This window comes from Chitinophaga sp. H8 (assembly GCF_040567655.1).
GTDB classification, from domain to species: Bacteria; Bacteroidota; Bacteroidia; order Chitinophagales; family Chitinophagaceae; genus Chitinophaga; species Chitinophaga defluvii.
Map to the genome: position 1 here is coordinate 3,201,566 of NZ_JBEXAC010000002.1, position 19,065 is coordinate 3,220,630.

The following is a 19,065-nucleotide window of genomic DNA, read 5'->3' on the forward strand; positions in this document are numbered from 1 at the left end:
ATTCGTTTATTGTGGCATAATAGCAAGGGGCTACTATGTGGTTGTTGGTTTACCCGTGGAGGCCGCATTCTTTGTGCGATTGTTCCCACCACCAGCGGCCAGCCCTGGGATGTTCACCTGGTTCTATCGCACGTGTACAGGGCGCACATCCAATACTTACATAACCCCGCTGATGTAACTTGTTGAATGGAACGTTGTATTTGTCCAGGTAGCTTAATACTTCATCAAATCCCCAGTGTATCAATGGGTTATATTTATACAACCCACGATTGTTATCCCATTCCAGCGTTTGCATATCATGCCGGTTGTCAGATTGCTCTGCTCTTAAGCCGGTAATCCATACTTTGACCCCTTCCAGTGCCCTGTTAAGCGGGATGACCTTCCGGATATGACAACACTCTTTCCGGTTCTCCACAGAGTCATAAAAGCTGTTAAAACCTTTTTCGGCCACCAGTCTTTCCACATCTGCTGATTCGGGGAAATACACCTCAATAGGCTGCTTATAGCGCGCCCGGGTAAGATCCATCACATCATAGGTTTCCTGGAACAATCTGCCGGTATCAAGCGTAAAAACCCTGACGGGCAGCTTATTTCGCCAGATAATATCTGCAATTACCTGGTCTTCCTGGCCAAAGGAGGTAGAAAAAGCTACTGCCCCCGGGTATTGCTCCACCAGGTACTGTATAGCTTCGGCCTCAGATTTATTGGCCAGTGCGGTAGTAATGTCTGTCATGTAACTTCCTTAAATTAAACATTGTGCCAGCAACAGTAACGAGCCCTTTTGAAACGTACTGCTAATACAAAAATACATAAAACCTATAAAAAAGATAGACTATTGAAAGAAATTATTTCCCGGGAAAACACTTTTGTGGATAAATAGGGAATTACAGGGGAGGGATGCTGTAATTACTAGGCAACTTTATGTCATTCCCTGCTTTACTCCCAACAATACCTACCAGTAGTGCTATGTGTACTTATAAATAGTCCATACATATTCCGTAGATGTCCCGTAGATATCCCGACCAGCTATATTGTCGGGATATCTACGGGATATCTACGGGACATATACGGGACATATACGGGATATCCCTAACGAAACGTAGGCCCATGGCAGGGGTAACCCTGATTTTGGTCTAGTCCTGCCAGAGGTTTACATCTTTTGTTAGTTAATCCTGAAAAGGGTTTACCATCCAGCGAGGCCGGGAGGGCTAATAAAGAGGTATTAATACTAATATGTTGGAGGGAAACAGGGGGGAGAAAAAAATATAGCCCGACGGAGCGGGCTATGGGCTATAAATGCCACCAGGGTTCCTGTTAGGAGGAACCCTGGTGGTTTTATTTAGTTGATGAACCAGCAGGTGCTGCCGGAGGCATGCCTGTGCATCAGGGAAGGAGCGTCCCTGTTTTACTGCTGTCTGGTCAGTATATCTTTCAGTGTTTTGCTCTCCAGTATCTTCAAACTGGCATCCCTTACTTTGGACATGACTTCATTGAGCCCACATACGGCTTCATCGCGACAATTGTCGCAACGCTCATAGTAGTTCAGGCTTACGCAGGGAAGCAGGGAAATAGGCCCATCGAGCAACCGGATAATTTTGGCCAGTGCGATCTCTTTCGGCGGCCTGAGGAGGTAATAACCACCTCCTTTTCCTTTCTTACTGCCAAGGATACCTGCATTCTTTAACTCCAGGAGGATATTTTCCAGGAATTTGATGGAGATATTCTTCTCCTGGGCAATCTCAGAAATAAGAATGGGACCTTTATCCACATGCTCGGCCAGATGAATCAATGCGTGAAAAGCGTATTGTGTTTTTTTAGATAACATATAGTACGATTTGCATTCCTATGCGGATGTGCAATACTTGCGGTGAACATTTCGGCAAATATAAGAGCTTCCTGCATTATTTAACGTTTTGCCCTAACAAGATGCTTACCATCTAGTTATAGGGCAAGTACATCTTTCATCGTAAAGATACCTTTTTTATCTTTCAGCCATGCAGCCGCTATTACAGCGCCGGCAGCAAATCCCTGGCGGGAGTGTGCGGTGTGGGTAATAGTGATATCATCAATGGCAGAGGTGTAGGTTACTATATGTGTACCAGGCGCAGGATCCTCTCTTTTAGAGATAATAGGAAGTTCCTGTTGCTGGTTACTTTCCTGGTTTACCCATCCGGATTTGCGGTCCAGTTTTTCCAGTACCTGCTCTGCCAGGGTAATGGCAGTACCGCTGGGAGCATCTTTTTTCTGGGTATGGTGAATTTCTTCCATCCATACATCATATTGGGGCTGAGAAGCCATTAATGCCGCCAGTCTTTTATTGATCTCAAAAAAGATATTTACCCCTACGCTGAAGTTACTGGCATACAGGAAGGCCTTGTTTTCTGCCAGGCACCTGGATTTGATATCAGGCAATTTTTCCAGCCAGCCGGTAGTACCGCAAACTACAGGTACATCTGCCTCAAAACATTTCAGGATATTGTCATAAGCTGTTTCAGGTGTTGTAAACTCAATCGCTACATCTGCCTGTCCAAGATGTTCTTTGGCCAGCAGGTGCTGGCTGTTGATATCTATCTTGATAATTACCTCATGGCCCTGGGAAACCGCTATTGCTTCTATGGCTTGTCCCATTTTTCCATATCCGATAAGTGCTATTTTCATGACCTGCTATTAAGTTATGTTGATTAGTAATGTAAAAATACTGGAAGTGGGATATTTTCCGGATGAAGTGCTTTTATTACAGGTTATTTAACCGTATAGGCCCAGGCCTGTTTGCTCTTTTTCTGTTTGCCCAGCTGAATATGCAATCCTATGCCTATAGCCTGGTTATTAATGATCGTTGGGCTTATCCGCATACTCAGGTCGTTGGACATATCAAACTGTTTGAGGTGGGCAAATACCGTAGCATCAATAATATTCAGTCCGTAAGCCAGCACAAAAAACAATACGGAATAGTCTACATACTCCCGGTAACCATCTCTTAATATTTTCAGTGACTGGGGATTTTTGTAAATATCCTCAAATTTATCGTGTGTATCTGGGTTGCCATCCATTCTTAAGCGGTAGGCATCCCGGTAGGTTTTGTATTGGTCCAGGTTAGTAATGAAGAAGTAGGTACAGGTACCCAATGCGGCATATACTAATGGTAATTTCCAGTATTCCCGGTTATAGTACTGCCCTAAACCGGGGAGTACTGCGGAATACAGCGTGGCTTTTCTGGGGCTGTGCGGAGCCGGCGCAGGATGGAAACTGATGGTAGTAGAATCTTTCCGTACAGTTGTTTTTACCGTATCTGTTGCTAAAGCTGGTGGATGACCAAGGGTGTCTGCAACCCTTTTTACGGGCGCCAGGGTATCCTGTGCCTGCAGTGTATGGCAGCCAATCACTGCCAGCAGTATTAATAAAGAGTTACGCAGTAAAAAAAATATGTTTCCTGTGCCGTTAGCCACCGTATAAATCTATTTTTTCCAGGATACTATCCAGTTCTTCGTCCGAATAAAATTCAATGTTGATACTTCCTTTACCATTCTTGCTACGTTCCAGTTTTACTTTGGTAGAAAAATGTGTTGCGAGGCTGGATTCTATTCTTTGGTAAGCAGGCGCCAGTTTATTTTTAACGGAGTTTTTAGCGTGGCCTTTATCAGATGGCTGGTTCATTTTACGGACCAGTTCTTCTGTTTGTCTTACAGACAGGCCATTTTTCATCACCTCATTAAAAACGAACAGTTGTTTTTCAACATCTTCCACACCACTTAAGGCGCGGGCATGCCCCATGCTTAGTTTGGCATTGCGTACGGCCACCTGGATATCAGGCGGAAGTTTAAGCAGGCGTATATAGTTGGTAACGGTGCTTCTTTCTTTGCCCATCCTGTCTGCCACCTGTTCCTGGGTAAGGGTACATTCGTCCATCAGCCGTTTGTAGCTCAGGCCGATTTCTATGGCATTCAGGTTTTCGCGCTGAAGATTTTCCAGCAATGCCAGCTCCAGCAGTTCCTGGTCATTTACCTGGCGGATATAGGCCGGAATATCTTTTAGTCCAGCCATTTTAGCAGCCCGTAAACGCCTTTCACCAGCTATCAGCTGGTATTTTTTGCTGTTTATTTTGGCAACTGTAATGGGCTGGATAATATCATGCAGTTTGACAGACTGGCTCAGTTCCTGTAAGGCCTGTTCATCAAAATCCCTTCTGGGCTGCTTGGGGTTTACTTCAATCTGGCTCAGCAAAATCCGCTCTATACCGGTAACAGTAGCTACTACCTGTTCTCCGAGCGCGTTGGACGTGTGCTTCAGATCAGTATCAATATTTTGCAAAAGGGAGCGGATGCCTTTTCCCAGTGCTTCTTTTTTACTTGGATTGGTCATCGTTTATAGCCAGGATTTTATCTGCTGATTTAATGTGTGTGAAGTTATGCTTTTGCAGGATTTCTTTAGCCAGGTTCAGGTAATTGATGGCGCCTGTGCTGGCAGCATCATACATAATAACTGACTTACCAAAGCTCGGTGCTTCTCCTAATTTGGTATTGCGGTGAATGATGGTATTGAACACACTTTCTTCAAAGTGTTGTTTTACTTCATCCACTACCTGGTTGCTGAGGCGTAAACGGCCATCATACATGGTCATTAAAATACCTTCTATTTCCAGGTCAGTATTTAATCTGCTTTGTACTATTTTAATAGTATTCAGGAGCTTACCCAAACCTTCCAGTGCAAAAAACTCGCATTGTACCGGTATAATTACAGAATTGGAAGCTACCAGGGCATTTACAGTAATTAAGCCCAGGGAGGGGGAGCAATCCACAATAACAAAATCGTAATCGTCCTTCACTGAATCTATCACCTGCTTCATCACCCGTTCCCGGTTAGGATGGTTAATAAGCTCCAGTTCTGCACCCACCAGGTCAATATGTGAGGGTAATACTTTCAGGTTAGGGGTATCGGATTCCAATACCACGTCTTTTGCCTGAATATCGTTTACCATGCAGTCATATAAGCTCTGCTGGATATTGCGCAAGTCAAAACCCAAACCAGTAGTGCTGTTTGCCTGAGGGTCGGCATCCACGAGCAGTGTTTTAAACTCCAACACTGCCAGGCTGCTTGCCAGGTTAATAGCACTTGTTGTTTTACCTACGCCACCTTTTTGATTGGCGATTGCGATTACTCTAGCCATTGTGTGATTTATTAACTATTTGCGGCTATACGTCTATTGTACTTCCGATTTCAGGGAGTAACAATTCGAGGCCTGCTGCATCAAATTTTTGCCGGGCTTCGGCTTTATCTATTTTAATAAAACCGAAAGTATCATAGTGAACGCCTATGATCTTTTTACATTTAATAAATTCCGCTGCTATAGCGGCATCTGCTATGTCCATGGTAAAGTTATCACCTATGGGCAGTATGGCGAAATCCAAAGTGGCATACCTGGGTATCAGTTGCATATCCAGGGTAAGCGCAGTATCCCCGCTATAGTAAAAGTTGCCTTCTTCTGTTGTGAAAATAAAGCCCATAGGGTTGCCGCCATAGGAGCCATCCGGCAGGCCGCTGGAATGATGCGCAGTGACACATTTTACCGTCCCGAATTCAAACTGCCATTTACCACCGGTATTCATCGGGTGCACCTTTTCAATACCCTGCTTACCTGCCCAAACTGTAATTTCGAAGTTGGATACCACCGTAGCATTGGTACGCCTTGCCAGGGTCACCAGGTCTGCTACATGATCATCATGTCCATGTGAAACAAAAATATAATCTGCCGTGATCGTGTCTATCGCTACTTTTGCTGCCAGTTCATTATGTGTAATAAACGGATCAAAAAGGATTTTCTTGCCCTTGATCTCTACCGCAAAACAGGAATGGCCATAACAGGTATATTTCATGAGCGCCAGTAATTAAAGAATTAATAGTTCACAATTAAACAGCAACATATAACTGTTTTTAATTGTTTAATATTAATTTTCCATTTTTTAGTGAAAAAATAACCCCAGTCGGACAAAAATACAACGATTAGGTAAAAATCGGGCGCTGTAGTATATTTATTTATTCACAACCTGCGGGTAAGTAAAAAATGACAAATTGTTAATTTGTTCATAATCAACTAGTTGTTTATTTTTTGTTTTCCGGAATAGCAGCCGCAGCAATGTTTTAATACTGATACAATTTTCTCCCGTATCAATCGTCTTCCTTATTACAGCCGGTTTTAACTTTTTTGAACGGGAGCCATGGCTTAACTTGCCTGTTCATCTGAATTATTCAAAAATTTACTAATGCGATCTGGATTTAATTCCATTATTCTTGTAGTTTTTATACTTCTCATTGATATTTATGTTTTCCAGGCAGTACGTGCTGCCGTGCATATGTCAAACTCCCGTGTACGCAGTATTGTTTATGGTATATATTGGTTTATTTCTATATCAGGGTTGCTGACGATAGCATTGCTACCTTATGTCAACTGGCATGACTGGCCGGCTAATATACGTTCTTATGTAATGGCGATCCTGATGGGATTGGTGCTGGCCAAGCTGATAGTGGTACTTTTTTTACTACTGGATGATATGCGCCGGGGTATTCAGTGGCTTATCAGCAAGTTTACAGCGGGCAATACAGCGTTGCCTGCCCCTACCGGAGAAGGCATCAGCCGGTCGCAGTTTTTCTCCAAAGCAGGTCTGCTGATGGGGGGAAGTTTGTTTGCCACCCTGCTATACGGCTTTTCCAATAAGTATAATTACCGGGTACATAAGCTGAAGCTCGCTTATAAGAACCTGCCCCCGGCTTTTAAGGGTTTAAAGGTGGTACAGATCTCTGATATTCATGCTGGCAGCTTTGGTGACAAGGCGGCAGTAATGAAGGGGATTGATATGATCAATGCACAAAAAGCAGATCTGGTATTGTTTACCGGCGACCTGGTAAATGACCGCTCGGTGGAGATGGACGGGTACATGGATGTATTCAGCCAGATCAAAGCACCTTTAGGGGTGTATTCTACACTGGGAAATCATGATTACGGCGATTATTATGTGTGGCCGGATAAGGATGCAGGTGGCTATAGTGCACTACGGGCTAAAAACCTGGAGCGCCTGAAGGAAATTCATGGCGAATTAGGGTGGCGCCTGCTGATGAATGAACATGTGCTCCTGGAAAAGGAGGGGCAGCAGATAGCCGTGATTGGTATTGAAAACTGGAGTGCTATCAAGCGGTTTCCCCGCTATGGTGATCTTAAAAAAGCTTATGAGGGCACTGCAGGAGTACCCTTCAAAATATTGCTTTCTCATGATCCTACCCATTGGAGTGCCCAGGTAAGACCTGAGTACGGGGATATAGACCTGATGCTGGCCGGACATACTCATGGGATGCAGTTTGGCGTAGAAATACCTGGCTTTAAATGGAGCCCAGCCCAATATATGTATAAGGAATGGGCTGGCCTTTATAAGCAGGGAACACAAAGGTTGTACGTAAACCGTGGATTTGGTTTCCTGGGCTACCCGGGAAGAGTAGGTATTTTACCGGAAATAACTGTTATAGAACTGGTTTAAGCAGCAAAGGATATACCGTCTGGCCTGCTCAAAATTGTGTTGAATCACCTATCTTGCAGGCAGGAGTTTTGTAAATGCATTTTCATGCGCTATTGCTTTATATTCTTGTTGCTGTTAGGTAGCCGGGTTGGGATGGGGCAAAGTTTAGCCGAATTGGAACGACAACTGGATTCCCTGCTCCAGAAGCAGGAGAAGAGTGAGCTTATTGTAGGAGTGGGGTATGGTAATAACCCTGCGTACGGAGGAAAAGCTACTAATTTTGATCTGCCTATCGTTTTGAAACCATTTATTTCCCCTTCCGTTTCCTATTATCATAAAAGTGGCTTCTTTGGTGCTGCCAGCACTTATTATCTTTTTGATGCCACCAGGCATCCCTGGTTTGAGACAGACCTTACTGCAGGATATGATTATACGAAAAACCGGAGTTTTCTTACCGGTATCTCCTATACGCATTATTTCTTTGCAGACTCAAGTGATGTGCCTGCTACCCCCATTAATAACGAACTGTTTGCTTATTTCTACTATCGTAAGTGGTGGCTGCAGCCCGGAGTGGTGTTTGACTTTGGCTGGGGGAAAGAGGTGACTACAACAGGACGTTTTACACATACACTTACCGGCAAGGATTTTAATATTATTACTGCAGTGCGTCATCCGTTTATATTTACAGATGTGCTTATTCCGGAAGATGCGATCCTGCTGACTCCATCCCTGGGATTTACGATGGGCACAGCTAACTATTACAGCAATCTGAAGGCATTTCAATATGTATCCCGGTCATCCAAAATTAAAAAGGCAAAGAAAAAACGTGATGGCCGCGAAATTGAGCTGGAGGATAAAACGAACTTTGAACCCCGTGCTATAGACGTAACAGTTAATCTTTCCTATCTTATCGGGAAGCTGACGCTTGCCCCTTCTTTCACCTTATTTAAACCATTGCAGGGAGTCGATAAACAGGCAATGACCTACTTTACTGCAAGAGTAAATTATAGTTTCTGACATTCCCGCTTTATTTATCATGTAGCATATATCAGGTCAAACAAATAAAGTAGCATGAATTTTGCATGCATAGGGGTATCATCTACTTTGCACGTCTATGTGTATATAATAAACATTAAAACGAAGTATAAAACAAAACCGGATTAAAGACGTTTTATTTAACCATAAACAAACAAGCATTATATGAAAAAACTGTTTTTCGCCATGGCAGTGCTCGCCGTTACTGCATTTTCAACTGCAAATGCGCAAAGTAAATTCCTGAGATTCGGGATAAAAGGTGGTGCCAATCTTGGAAAACTGGATGGTACAGGTTATCAGGATGGATTTAAATTAGGGTATCACCTGGGTGGTTTTGCACAGGTAAATCTTTCTAAAAGTTTTGGCGTACAGGGAGAATTGGTTTTTTCTTCCACTAAAACTAAAACGACTTCCAACTTTGGGGACATATATGATCCGGCCAACCTGAATGATCCGGAAAATGATGGCAAAAAAGTAAGCCTGAATTATCTGAGTATTCCCTTGCTGGCGAATATTTCCCTGGGTAGCCCCCGTGTAAAATTACAGGTAGGACCTCAGTTCAGTGCCCTGGTAAGTGGTAAAAATGTATTTAAAGGAACCAACGAAGCCTTCAAAGGCGGAGATGTAGCCGGTGTAGCCGGTTTATGGCTGCAATTACCTATTGTCAATGTCAGTGCCCGTTATATCATTGGCTTTACTGACGTGAAAGGCGTACAGGATGTAGCGAACACCAGCAATTGGAAAAACCAGAGCATACAATTAGGTGTAGGGGTAACTTTATAATCATCACTACATACAAAATAAGTAAGCGCTCCAGTAGGAGCGCTTTTTTTATGCCTCTTCTTTAACTTTCCTGCCATTTAGAATGTTATAATAGCAGTTCTTCATAAATAAATATCTTCCGGAACACCGAGGTACTTGTTCTATGAAATACGACATATTACCTTGGCACCAAACTTGTCAATATACACGTGCACTTTAAAAGTGGGCGTTTTCAGCAGTTGGCTGACAGATTGTCCCTAAGGCTATAAACACTTGAGATGAATAGATTTTATTTAGGAAATTCAGAAGACGAAATGGAATTTATGCCCATTATACCATTGAATGAAGATGGGGAAGGGCAGGAAGAAGACAAGATTCCAGAAGAATTAGCACTATTACCTCTACGAAATACAGTATTATTCCCTGGCGTTGTTTTACCAATTACCGTAGGCCGGGATAAGTCTATTAAAGCTGTAAATGACGCGTACAAGACTGACAAAATGATAGGTGTTGTAGCGCAAAAAGACAGTAATGTGGAAGATCCCAATATTGCAGACCTCTGTGATGTGGGTACAGTAGCCCGTATTGTGAAGTTGATTAAAATGCCGGATGGAGGTACCACTATCATCATTCAGGGGCGTAAGCGGTTCAAGATCAGTGAAATAACAACAGAGGATCCTTATTTTAAGGCCAGAATAGCGTTATTGCATGATGAAATTGCCGAAGATGATCCGGAATTTGAGGCATATGTTTCTTCTATTAAGGACCTGGCAGGACAAATTATCCAGTTATCTCCCAACCTGCCATCAGAGGCCAGTATTATTTTGAAGAATATTGAAAATGCGTCTTTCCTGGTGCATTTTGTTTCTTCCAACCTCAACTCCGAGTTAAAAGATAAGCAGCAGTTGCTGGAAATAAACAATCTGCGCACCCGTGCAGAGCTATTGCTGAAATTGTTGCAGGTAGAATTGCAACTGGCGGAGTTGAAAAACAAGATTACCAATAAAACAAAGGCTGATCTTGATAAGCAGCAGCGGGATTATTTTCTGCAGCAGCAAATGAAGTCGATTAAGGAAGAGCTGGGAGGAGATAGTAATGAGCGGGAAGTAAAAGAGATGCAACGTAAGGCAGAGCTAAAAAAATGGCCTGCTGCCGCTGCGGAACTTTTTGCAAAGGGGGCAGAAAAACTGGAGCGTATGCATCCGAGTACCCCGGATTATTCAGTGGTATACAACCATCTGGACCTCTTACTGGATTTACCCTGGGGAGAATATACGGAAGATAGTTATGATCTGAAAAAGGCTAAAAAGGTATTGGATCATGATCACTATGGTATGGAAAAGATCAAGGAGCGTATCCTGGAATACCTGGCTGTACTGAAATTGAAAGGGGATATGAAATCTCCTATTCTTTGTTTTGTAGGCCCTCCGGGTATTGGTAAAACCTCTCTGGGCCGTTCCATTGCCAATGCAATTGGCCGTAAATATGCCCGTTTAAGTCTGGGTGGATTGCATGATGAAAGCGAAATACGGGGGCATCGTAAAACCTACATAGGTGCTATGCCGGGCCGTATCGTACAGTCTATCCGCAAAATCAGGTCTTCCAATCCGGTAATGATACTGGATGAAATTGATAAGATAGGTAATGATTTCAGGGGAGATCCGAGCTCAGCCTTGCTGGAAGTGCTGGATCCTGAGCAGAACAGCACCTTTTATGATAACTACCTGGAGCTGGAATATGACCTGAGTAAGGTGTTGTTTATTGCTACCGCCAATAACATCAATGCAATTCATCCGGCACTGCGTGACCGCCTGGAGATCATTGATCTGAGCGGGTATTCTGTAGAAGAAAAGATAGAGATCGCCAAGCGGCACCTCTTACCTAAACAAAAGGATGCGCACGGTTTAAAGGATTTTAAATTCAGGATCAACAATAATGTGATCGAAAAAATAGTACAGGATTATACACGTGAAAGCGGGGTAAGGGAATTGGACAGGCAGTTTGCCTCCATTATGCGTGCGCTCGCCAAGGAAGTAGCGCTGGAGCATAAGTTGCCCGATACCTTAACAGTGGTAGAAATTGAAAAAATACTGGGTAAGCCCCGTTATTCCAATGAAATATATAAAGTAGGCAATCCTCCCGGCGTAGCAGTTGGGCTGGCCTGGACATACGTAGGAGGGGATATCCTGTTTATTGAAAGCAGCCTGAGTGAGGGTAAAGGGGAATTAAAACTCACCGGAAATCTGGGAAATGTAATGAAAGAGTCGGCAGTAACGGCTTTAACGTACCTGCAGGCTAACCCCGGACCATTTAAAATAGATCCGAAATTATTCACCACAAAGAATGTACATGTGCACGTACCGGAAGGAGCAGTGCCTAAGGATGGCCCAAGTGCGGGTATTACGATGCTTACCGCACTTACTTCAGCCTATACCGGCCGTAAGGTAAAATCTTATGTAGCTATGACCGGTGAGATCACCTTACGTGGTCAGGTATTGCCGGTGGGCGGGATCAAAGAAAAAATCCTGGCCGCCAAGAGAGCTGGTATCAAGGAGATCATTCTTTGCTGGCAAAATGAAAAAGATATCAAGGAAATTAACCCGGATTATATTAAAGGGTTAAAGTTCCATTATGTGAAGCAAATGAACCAAGTGCTGGATATAGCGTTATTAAAGAAGTAAAGATCGTGTAACATTGCTGCTATTCATAGCGGTAATTATTATACGGTTCTTCCGGTGGTTTAGTTGTACACCGGTTGAGCTTCATGTTGATTGTTTTAAGGGTTTAATAAAGCCATTCCTTTTACCGGGAATGGCTTTATTTTTTACAGGGTTATTTGCATTCCCCTTTTCTTCCGTTATTTTGTGTGGCTATACCTGGGTTCATGCACATAAAACATTATCTGCTTACAGGCTGCTTATTTCTCCTATGTACGATATCTGCCACCGGACAGGTGTTGGGAGGGAAGCATGTGTTTTCTTTTCTGGACCTGCCTCCTGCTGCACAAGTCACTGCATTGGGAAGTGTAAACGTAGCCCAGCAGAATAATGACCTTTCCCTTACCGCCTTAAACCCTGCCTTACTGCGGGAAAATATGGATATGCATTTGCAGGTGAATTATGCCGCTTATTTTGCAGGTGTAAAATATGGGCATGGTATGATAGGGTATCATGCTTCGGGGTTAAATACCACTTTTGCCGCCAGTATGCAATATGTAAATTATGGGCAGGTAACGCATACAGATGCAGCAGGCAATATACTGGGCACTTTTACGCCCAGGGATTTTACAGTACAGGTGTCTGCCTCCAGGAGGTATCTGGAGAAGTGGTATTATGGTATGACCATGAAGTTTGTACATTCACGTTATCAACAGTATGTTTCCAGCGGCATTGGAGCGGATGTTGGGATTGCTTATCAGGATACTGCCCGTTTAATGCAGATAGCTGTTGTAGCTAAAAATATGGGAGTGCAGCTTCGTACCTATGCTTACCAGGAGCAGGAGCCGCTGCCTTTTGATTTGCAGGTAGGTATTTCTCAAAGATTAAGACACGTGCCCCTGCAATTATCTGCCACAATACACCATATTTACCAGTTTGATGTCAGGTATGCTGATCCGGCATGGGATAACGGCGCCATCATCAATACTGCAAATAGTGCTGAGGGTAATAACACATTTGATAAGCTATTCCGGCATTTTGTGCTGGCAGCACAGATGGAGGTCGGAAAGTATGTGGAGCTCACGGCTTCCTATAATCATTTACGCCGGCAGGAGCTGGCATTGGACCGTCAAAAAGGACTGAGTGGTTTTTCTGCCGGGATAGGCGTGGTCACTAAAAAACTCCAGTTGCGGTATGCCCGTTCCTGGTATCAGCAGGCTACGGCTTTTAATCAGCTGGGTATTAATATCCCCTTACGGGAATGGGGGATCGTACCCGCCCCCCATTAATCCACTAATTGTCTTTTGTATAGTTGTATCGTGTTCTCCAGCCCTAAATAAATAGCATCACATACCAGTGCATGACCAATAGATACTTCTTTGAGCTGTGGAATATGCAGCTTGAAAAAGCGAAGGTTATCCAGGTTGAGGTCATGGCCCGCATTTAAATCCAATCCAAGAGCAGTAGCCTCTCTGGCTGTATTTTTATAGTCGTTAAACAACTGCAGGTTTTGCGGTTGGGTACGTGCTCTGGTATATTCTTCCGCATAAGGACCGGTATATAGCTCTATACGGTCGGCGCCGGCACTTTTAGCACCAGCTACCTTATCCACCTCGGCATTCAGGAAGATAGATACCCGGATACCCGCTTTCTTAAGTGTGGAGATCACCTCTTTCAGAAAGGCCTGATGCTGTACGGTATCCCAGCCGGTATTGGAGGTGATCGCATCCGGAGGATCCGGTACCAGGGTACATTGGTGTGGTTTTACCGCCAGTACAAGGTCCATAAAATCTTTGGAAGGATATCCTTCAATATTGAACTCCGTTGTTACCAGTGGCTTAAGGTCACGTACATCCTGAAAGCGGATATGACGTTCATCAGGGCGGGGATGTACGGTGATACCATCTGCACCGAAACGTTCACAATCTGCGGCCACTTTTAATATATCCGGCAGGTTAGCTCCTCTGGCATTGCGGAGGGTAGCAAACTTGTTGATGTTTACACTTAACTTGGTCATGTTACAAAATTAGGCGTTAATACAATAAAAAAGCAGCCATTGCGGCTGCTTTTTTATTAAAAGTACAATTTTGAGTACGCTCAAATATATTAGTACCTGTAGTAGTCGGGTTTGAAAGGACCTTCTTTGGCAATACCGAGATACTCAGATTGTGCAGTGGTCAGTTCATCCAGTTCCACGCCTATTTTCTTCAGGTGCAGACGGGCTACTTTTTCATCCAGGTGTTTAGGTAATACGTAAACTTTGTTTTCGTATTTATCAGTGTTAGTCCACAGTTCCAGTTGCGCCAGTGTTTGGTTGGTAAACGAGTTACTCATTACAAAGGAAGGGTGACCGGTAGCACAACCCAGGTTTACCAGGCGGCCTTCTGCCAGCAGGATAACATCTTTACCATCGATGGTATATTTATCAACCTGAGGTTTGATTTCTACTTTGGTTTTGCCGTAGTTGTTATTCAGCCAGGCAACATCAATTTCGATATCGAAGTGACCGATGTTACATACGATACACTTGTCTTTCATGGCTTTAAAGTGTTCGCCGGTAATGATATCGCGGCAACCAGTAGTGGTTACAATGATATCAGCTTCTTTTACGGCATCTGCCATTTTCTTTACTTCATAACCTTCCATTGCAGCCTGTAAAGCGCAGATCGGGTCAATTTCAGTAACGATTACACGAGCACCAGCACCAGCCAGTGATTCAGCAGAACCTTTACCCACATCACCAAAACCAGCAATAACAGCTACTTTACCAGCAATCATTACATCGGTAGCACGACGGATCGCATCTACGCAGGATTCGCGGCAACCGTATTTGTTATCAAATTTGGATTTGGTAACAGAGTCATTGATATTAATAGCAGGCATCGGTAAAGTACCGTTTTTCATACGCTCGTATAAGCGGTGAACACCAGTAGTAGTTTCTTCACTCAGGCCTTTAATATGTTGTACCAGTTCAGTGTATTTGTCAAGCACCATGTTGGTCAGGTCACCACCATCGTCCAGGATCATGTTCAACGGACGGTCGGCAGCGCCGAAAAACAGGGTTTGTTCTATACACCAGTCAAATTCCTGCTCGTTCAGTCCTTTCCAGGCAAATACAGGAACGCCGGCAGCAGCAACAGCAGCAGCAGCATGATCTTGTGTAGAGAAGATATTACAGGAGCTCCAGCGAACTTCTGCACCCAGGTGTACGAGGGTTTCTATCAATACAGCCGTTTGGATCGTCATGTGAAGGCAGCCAGCTATACGGGCACCTTTCAGCGGTTGAGAAGAACCATATTCTTCCCGCAATGACATCAATCCGGGCATTTCTGCTTCCGCCAGCTCTATTTCTTTACGTCCCCACGCAGCCAGGGACATATCTTTCACCTTGTATTTGAGGTCAAAGTCAATGTTTGAATTAGCTATTGTCGACATTCTTAAAAATTTTGTGCAAATCTACACCTATTTTAACTTTTCACATAGTATCGGCAGGGGTTTCTTGTAGTGGTCCTGTATCTATTTGATAAACAATAGTTTGTGAAGGGAAGACCTTCTTTATCCCAGACTGATTTTTTTTGATTTATCTGTGGCGGATTACATAAATTAATTTGATTTCATATTATAATTGATTTAAATTTGCTAATTATGACATATAATTATATAAATAATTGTTTTTTGATATTTTAGAGTGTAATGAGTATCTTAAAATTAATAAAGTATACAAACTCATTATAAAAGGCACTCCGCCAGGTTATTTTTTCAACTATTGCCAGATACCTGTAAATGAAATAGTTACGTAAGTGACGTCCAGCCCCGGTGAGAAAGAAGAAAGGTTGTTTTAAATGTAAACGATTGAAAAATAAATAGTTACAAAAAGATTATATACAGTTTGATCAATTAGCTATATGGAATAGAAATTTACACGCTTTACCTATGTCAGTCCTGTCCTATCCTATTAGAAATAGAACGCTTATTGCGCCTGGTCACCTATTGTGCCAGTGGCTTTACCGATTGGTGTTGGTAGCCCTTTTGATGCTGGTGGCGGGTATGGCGTTTGCACAATCCCCGGTTATTGTACGCACGATTAATCCTACCGGCGGCCTAACCGGAGGAGACCTCAAAATTGATATTTATAGTGATGGCTCTTATACCGTAATGCGGAATGGGAAGAGTGAAACATATGCGAGTACATACTCGAACTCCAACCCTGTACAAGGGATCAATACCATGATCCGGTTAAATCATAATAACCTTGATATCCCATTAGTATTGAGATTCGGGATAGATAGTATTCCCAATACTTTTTATATTTCTCCGATAGCTGGTACGGGCGTTCCGGGAGATGCCTGGAAAGTGCAGGTGCTGGGGCAGATGCTGGATTTTGATAACAAGCCATTACAGGTGAGCTATACCATTAATTATGAGCAGGGTAATTCCTATTTTTTCCTGGATTACCTGCTGCATTTTAATTCTACCACATTCATTTCCAGTACGGCCGACCTCTATATCACAGAAGAAACTGTAATGGGATCTGATTTGCCTGTTACTGCTGCTGAACAGGTAGATAACAGCAGTTGTATGAAGGGGTTTGTAACCGTCCCCCCAACAACAATCGGTATGGAAAGGACTCCTGCACTTTCCTGTACACCTGCCCCCGCCCAAATGCAGCGCTCACATGTTTTTATCAATAAAACTGGTACAGGTTTTACTACTTATCATGCTGGTAATGCTAATAAAAGAAATCTACTATACGAGTCTTATGGCCCAGGTTATCTTTCCGGAGATATGATGGGTAGTGGAGGAGAACAAGGAATGGCCGGGCATAAGGCATTAGGTATCTTTACCAGCGCCAAAAGAATAAAGACAGCCCGTTTTCTTGTGGGGTATGGTACTACCCGGACTGAGTTTGATAACGTGCCAATGATTGCTAATCCGGTTCTGGAAACTGATACAGTTGTACCAATTACCGTGCAATTTGAAAATATAACTGCTTCAGGTGCAGAAGGCAACAATCTGCATAATATAAACGGGTTGAATCTGAAAATACTGACAGCGGGTAAAATTAAGGCTGCTCAATATGTTCGTCTGAAATTAGTACCAGATGCCTCCATTACAAATCCAGCATCGGAACATGTGGATTTTGAATACGAAGATTTTCTGGTGCCGGCAGGTACTTATGTGGTCGGACAATTAATTCCGGTAACGAGTGTTAAAATCATTGGTAATACCCAGCTCCAGTACAACCGGAGAATGAAATTTGAACTGGCATCGTGTAATACGATGGTAAAAGTTGGGGGAACTACGCAATGTACCTACGAGATTGTAGATGACGAAGACCGGCGTATTACGATCGCACCACAACATAAAGATGTACATGAAGGACAAGACACACTGATCTCTATTCATCTTCCAACGGGAACAGTACCTTCAATGGATATTAAAGTACAGTTGTCTGTATTACCAACTTCTACTATAAAGGCTAATGCTTATCATTTAAATCTTGCGTCGGCAGATAGTGCGGTAACCATTAAAGCAACTCATAACGATACTGCATTTAAACTAAGGGTACCGGCTAATAAAATCCTGGAACGTAATAAAGTGTTGAGATTGCATGCAGAGGCCACCGTATACGGACAATTGGTAACTGCAGACACTACTATTAATATTATAGATAGTACCCGGCTTGATCCTGCCAATACAGTTATAACAATTGAGTCCACCCCGGATAAATTCCAGGAAGGCACTACACCGGAGATTAAATTGAGCTTACCAGCAGGTATTACAACAGCAGTACCCATTCCCATTACCCTTTCCACAGCCGGGTCTACCGCGACGGTAGCAGATGACTACCTGTCATTCTCTAATACCGTAACAATTGATAGTGCTGCCTCGGCTGTTGCATTTAATGTAAATATTAGAGCAGACGACCTGGTAGAGAAAACAGAAATACTTAAACTGGATGGCACCGCACATGATGGACTTACCGCATTTACAGTAGTAGGTAAATCTATTGATATAGAAGACAGTAACGATCCGTCAACGATTGCTTTTCAGTTTAACTTTTCCCAGAACCCGCTTACCCCAGGTGGAGTAGGAGCATTGGTAAGTATCAGCTTACCTTCTCCGCTAAAAGCAGGATATGACATCCCGGTAAATGTGGATAAAGGAAAAAGCTCTACGGTCGCTGATGGTATGCACACTGTTTTTCCAACCGGGCCTTTTGTTATTCAGAAAAACACTGCTTCCATCAGTATACCTGGTACGATAGATGCATTTAACGGGGATACCCAGGATCGTACGCTTGTATTTGTTGCGAGTGCTACAGACTTCAAAACGGATTCTGCTATGCTGCCTATCATTAATGTGGATTGGAATAATCCCGCTAATAAGGTAATAGCATTGGAAATTGTGAGCAACCCTTTTATGGAAGGAACGCAGAGTGATCTCAAAGTAAGTTTTGTGAATCCTGTGGCATGGACCAGTGATATAAATATTGAGCTGACACCTGATGGCGCTTCTACGGCTGTTTTGTCAGATGACTATACCTTAGGTGCCAATACCATCAAATTGCCAGCTGGTAAAATGGATACGGTATATCAACATTTTGTTACTGCAGTGTCGGACCGGATCTTTAAACCAACAAAGCAATTAATTTTAAAAGGAAGTACGTCAACGCCTGGTGGTTTTAGTATCACAAATGCGAGCAGAGATATAGCAGATACTACCAGCTTAAATGCTGACAATAAAAATATCAGCATTGCTACCAGCAGTGCAGAGATGATAGAAGGAACGGCTTATGATGTGACGTTCAGTTTGCCAGCAGGTGTCACTACCGCTATTCCGATCAACATCAGTGTGGTGCCAGTCACCGGTTCATCCTTTACTACGTCAGACTATACGATCTCAACCCCGCCGGTGATTAATAATGGTGGTACGGTTACGGTACAAATCACTATTAAGGATGATGGAGTACTGACCGGCCCGGCTACCCGTGAATTAAAACTGACAGGTACTTCTACCAGTCTTCCGGGGCTGGTATTTGGAGAAGCTACTATTACCGTAAAAGACAAGGACTATGCCCCTAACATGGCTTTTGATATTACGGTGGA

Annotated in this window: 15 protein-coding genes; 6 read left to right on the forward strand and 9 right to left on the reverse strand. The window is 43.3% G+C overall.

Annotated features, from left to right (window positions below):
* Positions 1–49: 49 nt before the first annotated feature.
* The 7 genes from ABR189_RS26805 to ABR189_RS26835 form a co-directional block, all read right to left on the reverse strand.
* Complete coding sequence (locus tag ABR189_RS26805; RefSeq protein WP_354663576.1) at positions 50–733, reverse strand: phosphoadenylyl-sulfate reductase; 684 nt, start codon at positions 731–733, stop codon at positions 50–52.
* Between the two features lie 672 nt (positions 734–1,405).
* On the reverse strand, positions 1,406–1,825 hold the full coding sequence (locus tag ABR189_RS26810; RefSeq protein ID WP_354663577.1) for an RrF2 family transcriptional regulator: 420 nt from the start codon (positions 1,823–1,825) through the stop codon (positions 1,406–1,408).
* A 116-nt stretch (positions 1,826–1,941) separates the two neighbouring features.
* On the reverse strand, positions 1,942–2,658 hold the full coding sequence (dapB, locus tag ABR189_RS26815) for a 4-hydroxy-tetrahydrodipicolinate reductase (RefSeq protein WP_354663578.1): 717 nt from the start codon (positions 2,656–2,658) through the stop codon (positions 1,942–1,944).
* An 83-nt stretch (positions 2,659–2,741) separates the two neighbouring features.
* Complete coding sequence (locus ABR189_RS26820) at positions 2,742–3,446, reverse strand: DUF5683 domain-containing protein (RefSeq protein ID WP_354663579.1); 705 nt, start codon at positions 3,444–3,446, stop codon at positions 2,742–2,744.
* Positions 3,439–4,359 (reverse strand): ParB/RepB/Spo0J family partition protein, encoded by a 921-nt coding sequence (locus ABR189_RS26825; protein ID WP_354663580.1) that lies wholly within the window; start codon positions 4,357–4,359, stop codon positions 3,439–3,441. Before ABR189_RS26825 ends, ABR189_RS26820 begins: the two co-directional genes overlap by 8 nt.
* Entirely contained in the window at positions 4,343–5,164 is an 822-nt protein-coding gene (locus ABR189_RS26830; RefSeq protein WP_354663581.1) for a ParA family protein, read from the reverse strand. The genes ABR189_RS26825 and ABR189_RS26830 overlap by 17 nt, the downstream gene beginning before the upstream one ends.
* A 25-nt stretch (positions 5,165–5,189) precedes the next feature.
* On the reverse strand, positions 5,190–5,870 hold the full coding sequence (locus tag ABR189_RS26835; RefSeq protein ID WP_354663582.1) for a metal-dependent hydrolase: 681 nt from the start codon (positions 5,868–5,870) through the stop codon (positions 5,190–5,192).
* 387 nt (positions 5,871–6,257) lie between these two features.
* On the opposite strand from ABR189_RS26835, the gene ABR189_RS26840 reads away from it, so the two are divergent.
* The 5 genes from ABR189_RS26840 to porQ all read left to right on the forward strand — a co-directional run bounded on the left by ABR189_RS26840 (position 6,258) and on the right by porQ (position 13,245).
* Positions 6,258–7,523, forward strand: a complete 1,266-nt coding sequence (locus tag ABR189_RS26840; protein WP_354663583.1) for a metallophosphoesterase — start codon at positions 6,258–6,260, stop codon at positions 7,521–7,523.
* A 153-nt stretch (positions 7,524–7,676) separates the two neighbouring features.
* The gene (locus tag ABR189_RS26845; protein ID WP_354663584.1) at positions 7,677–8,519 is read left to right on the forward strand and encodes a hypothetical protein; all 843 of its coding nucleotides are present in this window, start codon (positions 7,677–7,679) and stop codon (positions 8,517–8,519) included.
* A gap of 183 nt (positions 8,520–8,702) precedes the next feature.
* Complete coding sequence (locus tag ABR189_RS26850; RefSeq protein WP_354663585.1) at positions 8,703–9,320, forward strand: porin family protein; 618 nt, start codon at positions 8,703–8,705, stop codon at positions 9,318–9,320.
* A 257-nt stretch (positions 9,321–9,577) separates the two neighbouring features.
* Entirely contained in the window at positions 9,578–11,980 is a 2,403-nt protein-coding gene (lon, locus tag ABR189_RS26855) for an endopeptidase La (RefSeq protein WP_354663586.1), read from the forward strand.
* Between the two features lie 203 nt (positions 11,981–12,183).
* Positions 12,184–13,245 (forward strand): type IX secretion system protein PorQ, encoded by a 1,062-nt coding sequence (gene porQ / locus ABR189_RS26860; RefSeq protein WP_354663587.1) that lies wholly within the window; start codon positions 12,184–12,186, stop codon positions 13,243–13,245.
* On the opposite strand, the gene ABR189_RS26865 is transcribed toward porQ, so the two are convergent.
* Positions 13,242–13,973: a pyridoxine 5'-phosphate synthase gene (locus ABR189_RS26865; RefSeq protein WP_354663588.1), complete on the reverse strand. Its 732-nt coding sequence runs from the start codon at positions 13,971–13,973 to the stop codon at positions 13,242–13,244. The genes porQ and ABR189_RS26865 overlap by 4 nt on opposite strands.
* 89 nt (positions 13,974–14,062) lie before the next feature.
* A complete protein-coding gene (gene ahcY / locus ABR189_RS26870; protein ID WP_354663589.1) occupies positions 14,063–15,391 on the reverse strand; it encodes an adenosylhomocysteinase in 1,329 nt (442 codons plus the stop codon).
* A gap of 498 nt (positions 15,392–15,889) precedes the next feature.
* On the opposite strand from ahcY, the gene ABR189_RS26875 reads away from it, so the two are divergent.
* Positions 15,890–19,065, forward strand: a 3,176-nt coding sequence (locus ABR189_RS26875) for a hypothetical protein (RefSeq protein ID WP_354663590.1), incomplete at its 3' end; no start/stop codon positions are given.

What these genes read in the sequence shown, in the direction of transcription:
- ABR189_RS26810 (WP_354663577.1), bottom strand. Translation starts at nt 1,825, where the DNA reads ATGTTATCTAAAAAAACACAATACGCTTTTCACGCATTGATTCATCTG.
- ABR189_RS26850 (WP_354663585.1), top strand. Translation starts at nt 8,703, where the DNA reads ATGAAAAAACTGTTTTTCGCCATGGCAGTGCTCGCCGTTACTGCATTT.
- ahcY (WP_354663589.1), bottom strand. Translation starts at nt 15,391, where the DNA reads ATGTCGACAATAGCTAATTCAAACATTGACTTTGACCTCAAATACAAG.
- ABR189_RS26865 (WP_354663588.1), bottom strand. Translation starts at nt 13,973, where the DNA reads ATGACCAAGTTAAGTGTAAACATCAACAAGTTTGCTACCCTCCGCAAT.
- ABR189_RS26825 (WP_354663580.1), bottom strand. Translation starts at nt 4,359, where the DNA reads ATGACCAATCCAAGTAAAAAAGAAGCACTGGGAAAAGGCATCCGCTCC.
- ABR189_RS26805 (WP_354663576.1), bottom strand. Translation starts at nt 733, where the DNA reads ATGACAGACATTACTACCGCACTGGCCAATAAATCTGAGGCCGAAGCT.
- porQ (WP_354663587.1), top strand. Translation starts at nt 12,184, where the DNA reads ATGCACATAAAACATTATCTGCTTACAGGCTGCTTATTTCTCCTATGT.
- lon (WP_354663586.1), top strand. Translation starts at nt 9,578, where the DNA reads ATGAATAGATTTTATTTAGGAAATTCAGAAGACGAAATGGAATTTATG.
- dapB (WP_354663578.1), bottom strand. Translation starts at nt 2,658, where the DNA reads ATGAAAATAGCACTTATCGGATATGGAAAAATGGGACAAGCCATAGAA.
- ABR189_RS26835 (WP_354663582.1), bottom strand. Translation starts at nt 5,870, where the DNA reads ATGAAATATACCTGTTATGGCCATTCCTGTTTTGCGGTAGAGATCAAG.
- ABR189_RS26830 (WP_354663581.1), bottom strand. Translation starts at nt 5,164, where the DNA reads ATGGCTAGAGTAATCGCAATCGCCAATCAAAAAGGTGGCGTAGGTAAA.
- ABR189_RS26840 (WP_354663583.1), top strand. Translation starts at nt 6,258, where the DNA reads ATGCGATCTGGATTTAATTCCATTATTCTTGTAGTTTTTATACTTCTC.